This window comes from Streptomyces bambusae (genome assembly GCF_019400985.1).
Classification (GTDB): domain Bacteria; phylum Actinomycetota; class Actinomycetes; order Streptomycetales; family Streptomycetaceae; genus Streptomyces; species Streptomyces bambusae_A.
The window spans coordinates 1-10830 of sequence record NZ_WTFF01000246.1; the positions used below are offsets into that span (position 1 = coordinate 1).

9 protein-coding genes and 1 pseudogene are annotated in these 10830 nt (G+C 74.5%); 2 read left to right on the top strand and 8 right to left on the bottom strand.

Annotated elements, in window-relative coordinates:
- From GPJ59_RS26835 to GPJ59_RS26860, 6 genes are all read right to left on the bottom strand, one after another.
- Positions 1-390, bottom strand: a 390-nt coding sequence (locus GPJ59_RS26835) for an acyl-CoA dehydrogenase family protein (RefSeq protein WP_219670279.1), incomplete at its 3' end; no start/stop codon positions are given.
- Entirely contained in the window at positions 387-1616 is a 1230-nt protein-coding gene (locus GPJ59_RS26840) for an acyl-CoA dehydrogenase family protein (protein ID WP_219670280.1), read from the bottom strand. The genes GPJ59_RS26840 and GPJ59_RS26835, both read right to left, overlap by 4 nt.
- Positions 1613-2581: an NADPH:quinone oxidoreductase family protein gene (locus GPJ59_RS26845; protein ID WP_219670281.1), complete on the bottom strand. Its 969-nt coding sequence runs from the start codon at positions 2579-2581 to the stop codon at positions 1613-1615. The genes GPJ59_RS26840 and GPJ59_RS26845 overlap by 4 nt, the downstream gene beginning before the upstream one ends.
- Before the next feature lie 328 nt (positions 2582-2909).
- Positions 2910-3662 carry a PIG-L deacetylase family protein gene (locus GPJ59_RS26850; RefSeq protein WP_219670282.1) on the bottom strand — a complete coding sequence of 251 codons (753 nt, stop codon included), beginning with the start codon at positions 3660-3662 and terminating at the stop codon, positions 2910-2912.
- Between the two features lie 154 nt (positions 3663-3816).
- On the bottom strand, positions 3817-4902 hold the full coding sequence (locus GPJ59_RS26855) for an S-(hydroxymethyl)mycothiol dehydrogenase (RefSeq protein ID WP_219670283.1): 1086 nt from the start codon (positions 4900-4902) through the stop codon (positions 3817-3819).
- Positions 4903-4981: 79 nt separating this feature from the next.
- Positions 4982-6028 carry a LysR substrate-binding domain-containing protein gene (locus tag GPJ59_RS26860; protein WP_219670284.1) on the bottom strand — a complete coding sequence of 349 codons (1047 nt, stop codon included), beginning with the start codon at positions 6026-6028 and terminating at the stop codon, positions 4982-4984.
- Between the two features lie 71 nt (positions 6029-6099).
- On the opposite strand from GPJ59_RS26860, the gene GPJ59_RS26865 reads away from it, so the two are divergent.
- A complete protein-coding gene (locus GPJ59_RS26865; protein ID WP_219670285.1) occupies positions 6100-7146 on the top strand; it encodes a dihydrodipicolinate synthase family protein in 1047 nt (348 codons plus the stop codon).
- Positions 7147-7474: 328 nt separating this feature from the next.
- On the top strand, positions 7475-8221 hold the full coding sequence (locus tag GPJ59_RS26870; protein ID WP_219670286.1) for a LysM peptidoglycan-binding domain-containing protein: 747 nt from the start codon (positions 7475-7477) through the stop codon (positions 8219-8221).
- A 6-nt stretch (positions 8222-8227) separates the two neighbouring features.
- On the opposite strand, the gene GPJ59_RS26875 is transcribed toward GPJ59_RS26870, so the two are convergent.
- Together GPJ59_RS26875 and GPJ59_RS26880 are read right to left on the bottom strand one after the other, a co-directional pair.
- On the bottom strand, positions 8228-9094 hold the full coding sequence (locus GPJ59_RS26875; protein ID WP_219670287.1) for a phytoene/squalene synthase family protein: 867 nt from the start codon (positions 9092-9094) through the stop codon (positions 8228-8230).
- A gap of 62 nt (positions 9095-9156) precedes the next feature.
- Positions 9157-10665: pseudogene (locus GPJ59_RS26880) on the bottom strand (peptide-N4-asparagine amidase); the annotation flags it as partial.
- Positions 10666-10830 lie beyond the last annotated feature (165 nt).

Below are 10830 nucleotides of genomic sequence, written 5' to 3' on the forward strand. Positions count from 1 at the left end.
CGGCAGGGCCGTGGCGCAGACGGTGTCGCCGGCGGCGAGGTCGTGCAGCAGGGCCGCGGCCGCCGGGCCGGGACAGGCCAGCAGGGCCTCGGTGGCGACGACCGCGCTGGTCAGGTACGGGAGGTGGGCGACCGCCCGGCCCAGTTCCTCGAGTACGACCGCGGCCTCGCGGTGGCTCGCGCCCTGGCCGCCGAGCTTCTCCGGGACGAGCAGGCCCGCCGTGCCGATGTCCCGGGCGAGGGTGCGCCACAGGGCCGGGTCGTGGCCCGCGCCGGACTCGGCGCGGGCGAGCACGGCCGCCGGGGCCGAGCGGTCGGCGAGCAGCGCGCGGACGGCGGAGCGCAGCTCCTCCTCCGTGTCGCTGTGGAGCAGGTCGAGGTGGTCGGTCATCGGGCGAGGTCCTTCCAGGGGAGGTCCTTGTCGTCGCGGGGCTCGGCCGGCAGTCCCAGGACCCGCTGGGCGACGATGTTGAGGAGGACTTCGCTGGTGCCGCCCTCGATGGAGTTGCCCTTGGCGCGCAGGTAGCGGTAGCCGGCGTCGCGGCCGGTGAAGTCGACCAGTTCGGGCCGGCGCATCGTCCAGTCCTCGTACAGCAGTCCGTCCTCGCCGAGGAGTTCCACCTCCAGGGCGCTGATCTGCTGGTTCAGTCGGGCGAAGGTGAGCTTCAGGCCCGAGCCCTCCGGGCCGGGCTGGCCGGCCGCGAGCTGCTGGCGCAGGCGTTCGCCGGTGAGCCGGGCGACCTCGGCCTCCACCCACAGGGTGAGCAGCCGCTGGTGCAGGTCGTGGGTACGCAGTTCGGGGCGGGACCGCCAGGCCTCGGCGGCCTTCCCGATCATGCCGCCCTCGCGGGGCAGCCGCATGCCGCCGATGGAGACGCGCTCGTTCATCAGGGTGGTGCGGGCGACCTCCCAGCCCTGGCCCACGGCTCCGAGCCGGTGGGTGTCGGGGATGCGGACGCCGGTCAGGAAGACCTCGTTGAACTCGGCCTCGCCGGTGATCTGGCGCAGCGGCCTGACCTCGACGCCCGGTTCGGTCATGTCGCAGAGGAAGTAGGTGATGCCCTGGTGCTTGGGCAGGTCCGGGTCGGTGCGGGCGATGAGGATGGCCCAGCGGGCGGTGTGCGCGCTGGAGGTCCACACCTTCTGCCCGGTGACGGTCCAGTCCCCCTGGTCGTCGCGTACGGCGCGGGTGCCGAGGGCGGCGAGGTCGGAGCCGGCTCCGGGTTCGCTGAAGAGCTGGCACCAGACCTCCTCGCCCAGCCACAGCGGGCGCAGGAAGCGGCTCTTCTGCTCCGGGGTGCCGTACGCGAGGATGGTCGGCGCCGCCATGCCCAAGCCGATGCCGATGCGGCGCGGGTCGTTGTCGGGGGCGCCGGCCGCCTCCAGTTCGGCGTCGACGACGGCCTGGAGGGCGCGGGGCGCGCCGAGTCCGCCGAGGCCCTCGGGGTAGTGGACCCAGGCCAGGCCGGCGTCGAAGCGGGCGCGCAGGAAGTCCGTGCGGGCGGTGTGCGCGGGCGGGTGGGCGGCGAGCAGGTTCCGGGTGCGGGCGCGCAGTTCGGCGGCGGTGGCGGGTGCGGCGGCGGGGGCCGTGCCGGCGGAGGTACCGGGGTCGGTCATCGGGCGGCTCCGTCCGGTACGACGACCAGGCGGCCGGTGGTGGTGCCGTCGGCCAGGCGCTGTACGGCGTCGGCGGCCCCGCCCAGCGGGACGCGTTCGCTGACCAGGGGTTTGACGGCGCCTTCGGCGGCGAGGCGGGTGAGTTCGGCGTGGCAGGCGAGGACGGCGGCCGGGTCCTTCACCGCGTACAGGCCCCAGTGGAGGCCGAGCACGGAGTAGTTCTTCACCAGCGCGTGGTTGAGGGCGGGTGAGGGGACGGTGCCGCTCGCGAAGCCGACGACGAGGATGCGGCCCTCGAAGGCCACGCACTTGGCGGAGGCGGCGTACGCGTTCCCGCCGACCGGGTCGAAGACGACGTCGGCGCCGCGGCCGCCGGTGAACTCCTTGACCCGGCCCACGACGTCCTCCGCCGTCCGGTCGACCACGAGGTCGCAGCCGAGCGCCTCGGCGGTACGGGCCTTGGCCTTGCCGCCCACGACACCGATGACGGTGGCTCCTGCGGCCTTGCCGAGCTGGACGGCCGCGCTGCCGACGCCGCCCGCGGCGGCGTGCACCAGGAGCGTCTCGCCCGGCTGGAGGCGGGCCCGCCGGTGCAGTCCGAACCAGCCGGTCTGGTAGCCGATGTGGAGCGCGGCCGCCTCGGCGTCGTCGAGTACGTCGGGGGCGGGGAGCAGGGCGGCCTCGGGGGCGATGGCGTACTCGGCGAATCCGCCGTGCGGCAGGGCGGGGTTGGCGATGACGCGGCGGCCGTCCTCGGTCTCGCCGCAGATCTCCACGCCGGGGGTGAAGGGCAGGGGCGGGCGGATCTGGTACTGGCCGCGGCACATCAGGGCGTCGGGGAAGTTGACGTTGGCGGCGAGCACCCGCAGTCTCACCTCGCCGTCGCCGGGCCGGGGTCCGGGGACCTCTTCGAGGCGCATGGCCTCGTGGGGTTCGCCGTGGGTGTGGACTCGCCATGCCTGCATCCGGGGCCTCCCGCCGCCGTCGAGGGTCACAGTCGGGCACATACTAAGCGGTCGCTTGCCTCCTGGGAACCGGCCGTACCGGATTCACCCGACCGGGATGATCAAGGTCGGGGTCGGGGGCGGGGTCCGGGTCGGCGGGCGCAGCGGGGGCAGCGGGGGCAGCTCCGCGCTGTTGCGGCGCGGGCAGGCAGGGCTGCCCGCGCCGCAACAGCGCGGCCGCGAAGGCGGGAGGGAGGCGGATGCTGCGGTACATGAGGTGGGCGCCTGGCGAGGCAGGCAGCGCGCCGGTCGGGCCGGCGGCCCCGGTCGGGTCGATTGCCCGCGAAGGTCAGCGCGGGAAGACCTCGAACGAGACCGCCGGCCGGCCCCCGAACCGGGCCGCCGCACGCTCGGCGTTGGTGGTCAGGAAGGTGCGGACGTAGCTCTCCGGCTCCTCGTCGGTCAGCGCCTCGATGTACGCCCGGTGCTCCAGCAGGGACTTCACCGACCGCTCCAGCCCCGGCCGCGCGTCGGCGGCGTGGGTGGGCGTGTGGGAGCCGGCGACCGCCACCCAGCGCACCCCGTTCCACGGCTCCAGCCCCTGCTCGGAGATCAGCTCCGGGAAGATCCAGCGGTTCCCGGCGTCGGCGGCCGCGTCCAGGACGGCCCGGCCGACCGCGCGGTGGTCGGGGGTGTTCCAGTAGCCGCCGGGGCCCGGCCCCCAGGTGTCCCGGTGGTTGAGCGTGACCACGAGTTCGGGGCGGTGCCGGCGGATCGCGGCCGCGATGTCCCGGCGCAGGTCCACGCCGTACTCGATCACGCCGTCCCGGTGGTCGAGGAACTCCACCGTCGAGACGCCGACGACCGCCGCGCTGGCGCGCTGCTCCGCCTCGCGCAGCGGGGCGCACTCGGCGGGGCCGAGCGTGTCGATGCCGGCCTCGCCGCGGGTGGCGAGGAGGTAGACGACCTCGCGGCCGCCGTCCGTCCAGTCCGCGACGGCCGCCGCGCAGCCGTACTCCAGGTCGTCGGGGTGGGCCACCACGGCGAGGGCGCGCTGCCAGTCCGTGGGCATGGGCTCCAGTTGGTCCGTGTGCTCGGTCATCGTGCGCACCTCAGGTCGAAGGATCAGCGAACGGGGGAAGGGAGGGGAGGAGGGAGGGAGGGAGGGAACGGCTGGGCGTAGTCGTGGTGTTCCGGGGGACGCGGCCGCGCGGCGGGGCACGGGCGGTCCTGCCGCGCGGTGCCGGAGCCCCGGCTCAGAATTCGACGACCGAGCGCAGGACCTCGCCCCGCTCCATGCGGGCGAAGGCCTCCTCGACCCCGTCGAGCGGGATCGTCTCCGAGACGAAGGCGTCGAGGTCGAGCCGGCCCTGGAGGTAGAGGTCGATCAGGAGCGGGAAGTCGCGTTCGGGCAGGCAGTCGCCGTACCAGGAGGACTTCAGCGCGCCGCCGCGGCCGAAGACGTCCAGCAGCGGGAGTTCGAGCTTCATCTCCGGGGTGGGTACGCCGACCAGGACGACCGTGCCGGCCAGGTCGCGGGCGTAGAAGGCCTGCTCGTAGGTCTCCGGGCGGCCGACGGCCTCGATGACCACGTCCGCGCCGTGCCCGCCGGTCAGCGACCGGATCGCCTTGACCACGTCCTCGGTGCGGGCGTCCACGGTGTGGGTGGCGCCGAGGCCCTTCGCCCACCCCAGCTTGCGGTCGTCCACATCGACCGCGATGATCTTCGCCGCGCCGGCCAGCCGGGCTCCGGCGACCGCCGCGTTGCCCACGCCGCCGCAGCCGATGACGGCGACGGAGTCGCCCCGGCCGACGTCGCCGGTGTTCAGGGCCGCGCCGAGGCCGGCCATCACCCCGCAGCCGAGCAGCCCCGCGGCCGCGGGCGAGGCGGCCGGGTCGACCTTGGTGCACTGGCCGGCGGCGACCAGGGTCTTCTCGGCGAAGGCCCCGATGCCCAGGGCCGGGGAGAGCCGGGTGCCGTCCTCCAGGGTCATGGCCTGCGTGGCGTTGTGGGTGGCGAAGCAGTACCAGGGGCGGCCCCGCTTGCAGGCGCGGCAGTTCCCGCACACGGCACGCCAGTTGAGCACCACGAAGTCGCCGGGGGCCACGGAGGTGACGTCCGGGCCGACCGCCTCGACGATGCCGGACGCCTCGTGCCCGAGGAGGAAGGGGAACTCGTCGTTGATGCCGCCCTCGCGGTAGTGCAGGTCGGTGTGGCAGACCCCGCAGGCCTTGACCTGGACCAGGGCCTCGCCGGGCCCCGGATCGGGGACCAGGATGGTGGTGGTCTCCACCGGCGCGCCCTTGCTCCTCGCGATGACCCCTCGTACGCGATGCGTCACGTCGTACTCCGCTCTCGTTCGGTGCGTCCGTCCCGGATCACCGAACGTACACGGGCGCCACGGCGTACGGGAGTTGGCCTCACCGGCGGGCGGGGGCCAGATCGCCCGGCAGGGCATCCCGGACCGCCGCGCCGAAGGCGGCCACGGCCGGATGGCCGCCCGCGCCGCTGCGGAAGGCGAGCTCGGTGCGCCGCTGCATCGGCAGCCGGGTGAGGGTGACGGCCGTCGGGGCGGGTCCGAAGGGCCCGGCCGGGCCGTCGATGCCCAGTTGCGGTACGACGGCCACGCCCTGCCCGGCGGCGACCAGGGCGAGGACGGTCGGGAACTCGTCCACCTGGTGGCGGATCCGCGGGCTGAACCCGGCGGCCTGGCAGGCCCGGACGGCCATGGCGTGGCAGAGGGTGCCGGGGGTGGCGGTGATCCACGGGGCGTCGCGGTGGGCGCGCAGCACGGCCCCCTGGTCGGGGCCGGGTGCCGGATCGGGGTCCGGGCCGCCGTCCGGGGCCGCGCCCGGGGCGCCGTACGGATCCGCGCCCGGTCCGCCGTACGGTCCCGCGCCCGGTCCGGCGTACGGTCCCGCGCCCGGTCCGCTCGCGGCGGGTGCCGCCAGGTACATGGACTCGCTGTAGAGGGGCGCGGTCTCCAGGCCCGGTTCGCGTGGGGACGGTACGAAGTCGTACTCGTGCACGAGGGCCACGTCGAGGTCGCCGGCGCGCAGGGCGTGGGCGACGGCGGCCGGGTCCGTCTCGCAGACCATGGGCTCCAGGCGGGGGTGGCACCGGGCGAGGGTGACGAGGGCGGCCGGAACGATGGCGCGGGTGGCGGTGGGGAAGGCGCCGATGCGCAGGGCGCCGGCCAGGCCCTGGCGGGCCTCGGCGAGATCGGCGTCGGCCTGCTCCAGGCGTTCGAGCACGGCCTCGGCGTGGCCGACGAGGTGCTGGCCGGCGGGGGTGAGGCGGACCCTGCGGCCGGTGCGTTCGAGGAGGGGCAGGCCGGCTTCGCGTTCCAGGACGCTCAGTTGCTGGGACACCGCCGACGGGCTGAAGGAGAGCGCCTCGGCGACGGCGGCGATGGTGCCGCGGCGGGCGAGTTCGCGCAGCAGGCGCAGGCGTCGGACGTCGAGCATCGGCTCAGCTTACGCTTCGGGTAAGAAACGCGAACTGGACCTGGGGGTCGGGCCCGACGACCCTCGTCCGTATGGCACATGACACCGCACTCGACACCGCACTCGACACCTCGCTCGACACCGCACCCGGCTCCACACGTCACTCCGCGCACGGCACCGCCCGGGCCACCGCACGGGACACCCTGCCGAGCGCCCGGCCGGCCGTCCGGCCGGGGACCGCGCCGCGCGGCATCCACGTCCCCCTCGTCACCCCCTTCTCGGCCTCCGGGGAGGTCGCGGCGGACGCCCTGGAGGCACTCGCGCACGAGGTGCTGGACGCGGGCGCGGCGGGCATCGTCGCGCTCGGCACCACCGCCGAGGCCGCCGCGCTGGACGCGGCGGAGCGGGAGCGGGTGACGGACGTGTGCGCGCGGGTGTGCGCGGAGCGGGGCGCGCTGCTGACCGTCGGCGCCGGGAGTGCCGACACCCGGGCGAGCGAGGCCGCCCTGCGGGCGCTGGAGCGCCGGCCGGAGGCCGGGGCGGCGCTGGTGGCGGTGCCGTCGTTCGTACGGCCGTCGGCGGCGGGGGTGCTGGCCCATTTCGAGCGGCTGGCCGCGGCGAGTCCGGTCCCGCTGATCGTCTATCACATCCCGTACCGCACGGGCCTGCCGCTGGACGCGCCGGCCCTGCGGGCGCTCGCGGAGCTGCCGGGGGTGACGGGCATGAAGTACGCGGGCGGCGGCATCGACCAGGAGGCGATGGCGCTGCTGGGGGACCTCCCGGACGGCTTCGCGCTCCTGGCGGGCGACGACGTGTACGCCTCGCCGCTGCTGGCGCTCGGCGCGGCGGGCGGCATCCTGGCCTCCGCGCATCTGGCCACCGCCCGGTTCGTGGAGCTGGCCGCGGCCTGGGGTGCCGGGGACGTGCGACGGGCGCGGGCGCTCGGGCACGCGCTGGCCAAGGTCTCGGCGGCGGTGTTCGCCGAGCCCAATCCGGTGGTGGTCAAGGGCGTGCTGCACGCCCAGGGGCGCATCCCGACCCCGGACGTCCGGCTGCCGCTGCTGCCGGCGGGCCGCGCGTCGGTCGAAACGGCGCTGGCACGCCTGGAAGAGCTGTCCGATTCGCACCCTCTTGGGTAGCGAAAGCGCCTTTTGGGCCGAAGGCGAATAGCGCCCGGCTCGGGGTGAACAGGGGAATTTGCCCGGGCGCCAAAACGCCGGAGAACGGGCACCGCCCCGCGTGAGCTGCATCACCCGGGGCGGTTCAACATCATTCCTTTCCGGGGGCCGATCCCCAAGGGAGCAAAGGCGAGTTGGCATTCGGGGCGGGGAACCCCGACCGGGAATTCAGGGGCGGAATCGGCAATATCGATCACTGTCGGAAATTCAAGGGTTGTTCCGAGACTTCCGACACGCTTACGGTCGCCCCGAATCTCTCTCCCGCACCCCCCATGTGAGGAATTCGCCCATGCGCGCAAAGGGTAGGCACCGTCGCCCCAAGAACAATGCGATCACCCGTAGGATCGCCGTCGCCGGTACCGGTGGCGCGGCCCTCGCCATGCCGCTGATCGGCGCGACCGCCGCGCAGGCGCATCCGGTCGCGACGCAGGCACCGCAGGTCACGGGGGTGGCGAAGACCGCGCCCGCCGCGCAGCCGGCGACACCCGCACAGCCCGCCGCCACCCCGGTGATCTATTCCGTGGCCGTCGGCGACACCCTTTCCGAGATCGCGGAATCGCATTCCGTGAGCGGCGGCTGGCAGAAGATCTACGCCGACAACCGCACGGCGATCGGCACCGATCCCTCGGTGATCCGCCCCGGGCTGAAGCTGACGATCGGCGGGCCCGCCAAGGCGGCCGTCGCCGTCCCGGCCGTCGCCAAGGCCAAGGCGTACCCGAACAACCTCGACGGCTGGATCCGGGAGTCCCTGGACGTCATGGCCAAGCACGGAATTCCCGGTAGCTACAACGGGATCCACCGCAACGTCATGCGCGAGTCCTCGGGCAACCCCCGGGCCATCAACCTCTGGGACTCCAACGCCGCCGCCGGCATCCCCTCCAAGGGGCTGCTCCAGGTGATCGACCCGACCTTCCGCGCGTACCACGTGCCGGGCACCTCGTCGGACTCCTACGACCCGGTCGCCAACATCACCGCGGCCTGCAACTACGCCGCCGCCCGCTACGGCTCGATCGACAACGTCAACGGCCCCTACTGATCCGGCTCAGGGCCGGGCGGCCACCGCCCGGCCCAGGATGCGCAGCGGCGCGAGCACCCCGTAGCCCACGTCGCGGCGCACGGCACCGGCCCCCGCCCGCTCGACGGCGGTCAGCTGGTGCGCCATCAGCTCCGTCATGACCCGGACCACCCGGCGCAGCCCGGGGTCGGCGAGCCCGGCCACGCCGGCGGCCGCGTCGAGGGCACCACGGGCCCTGCGGGCCTCGTCGGCCAGCAGTCCCCGCACGGCCTCGGAGTCCTTGCCGCCGCGCAGGTCGTCCTCGGTCACCCCGTGCGCGGCCAGCCGGTCGCGGGGTATGCACAGCCGGCCGTCGGCGAGGTCCCCGGCGAGGTCGGCCAGGAAGTCGACCCGCTGCGCGGCGTCCACGAACCGGCGCCAGCCAGCGGCCTGGGCCTCGTCGGGCCCGCCGGGGTACTGCAGGCCGGTGAAGGCCACGATCCCCGGCCACGCGTAGGCGTCGAGGTACTCCTGGAAGTCCTGCTCGGCGGCGAACCCGGCGAAGGCCGCCTCGGCCGAGGCGGCCCCCTGGAGGAACCGGTCGATCCACTCCCGCGGCAGCCCGCGCTCGCGCACGGCGTACGCGTACGCCCGGATCACCGGGTCCGGTCCGGGCGCGCCCGCCAGCGCCGCATCGACCTGATGGCCCAACTGCTCCAGGCCGGCCAGCCGTTGCGCCGTGGTACCGGTCTCGGCGACGTCGTCCACCCGGTTCATGAACGCCAGCCCCGCCGCCAGCCAGGGTTGCAGGTGCGGCGCGGCCAGCAGCCGCAGGGCCAGGTAGGGAGCCGGTTCCCGGCGGGCCACGCGCCGGGCGGCCAGGGTGAGGTCGGACCGCCGCAGCGGGTCGGCCACCCCGGCCGCCGTAAGGTTTCTGCGCCAGTTGTGCATGGGGGCAAGATTCGCACAGGGGCCCGTCAGCAGCGGCGGCGGTCCTCGGTGAGTGTGCCCTGGGCCGTGCGGAGGGTGCGGTCGTGGCAGCCTTCCGTGCCGTACAGGCGGTAGCGCTCGGTCGTGGCGGCGACCGCGTGGCGCTGGTCGCGCGGGACGCCCGTGGTGTAGGTGGCGTCGCCCGCGTAGGTGTGGTCGAGCAGGGTCCGGGACGGGCGGTGGCCCGGTCGCACGGTGCGGGTGTCGGCGCGGTCGCCGAGGGCGAGGACCGTGCGCAGGCGGGCGTCCGCGCCGAGGGTGGTCTCGCCGTCCATCGTGTACGTGCGCTCCGTGCGCGTGGTGCCGCGACCGCCCGTCACCGTCTCCTCGTCGGTCCAGCTCGCCTTGAGCGCGTCCCGGCCCTCCCCGTCCGTCCAGCGGTGCACGGAGGTGTTGGCCACCGCCCGGGTGACCGTGGTGGTGACGCGGCCGTGCGAGGTGTCGAGGTAGCCGGCCACGGTGAGCCGGTGGCTGCCCTCGGTGTCGAGGCGGTGCTCCTGCGGACCGGGTGTCCAGCGGGAGGAGTTGGCCGGATCGCTCTCCTCGTGCCGGGTCAGCGCGCCGGTGACGACCGTACGGCCCGGGTCCTGCCACAGCAGCAGGTTGGCGGGGGTGCTCCAGCCGCTCTGCCCCGCGGGCACCCCGGCGACGGAGACCTCGATCCGGTGCGGCCGGCCGTCGTTGAGCTGCGCGGCGAAGGGCGTCAGGTCGTAGACCACCGGCTGGACGTCGAAGGCGCGCGGCCCCGGGGTGACGTACCAGAGGAACGGGTTGGACCAGCCTCCGGTCCACACCGTCGGGAACGGCGCGGCGATCCCGGCCGGCCGGCCGTCGACGCTGATCCGCACCTCCCGGTACGGCCCGTCGGCCGCCTTGCAGGAGTACGGGGCGGCGTCCGGCGTGGTCATGTACCAGTACTCCTCGCAGCCGCCGCCCGACCCCGTGGCGTACACCTCGGCCAGCAGGCGCTCGGTGTTGCGCGGGGTGGTGACGGTGTCCGAGGTGAGCGGCAGCACCCGGTCGGGCAGCTCCTGCGCCGGCCGGGTCCGGCCTTCGGCGGCGTAGAAGGTCAGGGTGACCTTGACGTCGATGACGCCGGTGTAGGTGTCGTTCACCACGTTCCCGATGAGCATCTCGACGGGCTGCTCGCGGCGCAGGGTGTCGGCGTAGCGGGTGACGTCCTTCTCCACCGACCACTCGATGCCGTCGGGCGAGGGCTGCGGGGTGGAGGTGCGCAGGATCTCCACCCCGCCCACCGACAGGTACCCCAGCCGGTCGTACTGGCGGCCCTTGACCTTGCCGTCGAGGCGGAGCACCACCTTGTGCCACGGGCCGGAGCAGCCGGCGGGCGGTGCGTAGCCGCCGCGGTACGGGGTGAAGTCGCGGAACTGCGCCTCGGCGAGGGTGACCTCGCAGGACCGGGTGGCCGGCCGGTCGATCCGGGGGTCGGCGGTGAGCGGGTCGTGCCAGTCGCTGCCGAACTCGGCGGGCGGGTCCGGGTCGGCGGCGGCCCGGGCCTCGGCGGGGGGAGGGGGGGGGGGGGGGGGGGGGGGGTTCTTTTTATACTACCCTGAGCGACCACACCACGGGGGTGTTGTCTTGGCGTCCTTTTTGTTGAATAAAAACAATAACTAGTCATCGATATGTACGAGCGGATGGAA

Coding starts and splice junctions, on each gene's coding strand:
- GPJ59_RS26840 (WP_219670280.1), bottom strand. CDS start 1,616: ATGACCGACCCCGGTACCTCCGCCGGCACGGCCCCCGCCGCCGCACCC.
- GPJ59_RS26845 (WP_219670281.1), bottom strand. CDS start 2,581: ATGCAGGCATGGCGAGTCCACACCCACGGCGAACCCCACGAGGCCATG.
- GPJ59_RS26850 (WP_219670282.1), bottom strand. CDS start 3,662: ATGACCGAGCACACGGACCAACTGGAGCCCATGCCCACGGACTGGCAG.
- GPJ59_RS26860 (WP_219670284.1), bottom strand. CDS start 6,028: ATGCTCGACGTCCGACGCCTGCGCCTGCTGCGCGAACTCGCCCGCCGC.
- GPJ59_RS26865 (WP_219670285.1), top strand. CDS start 6,100: ATGGCACATGACACCGCACTCGACACCGCACTCGACACCTCGCTCGAC.
- GPJ59_RS26870 (WP_219670286.1), top strand. CDS start 7,475: ATGCGCGCAAAGGGTAGGCACCGTCGCCCCAAGAACAATGCGATCACC.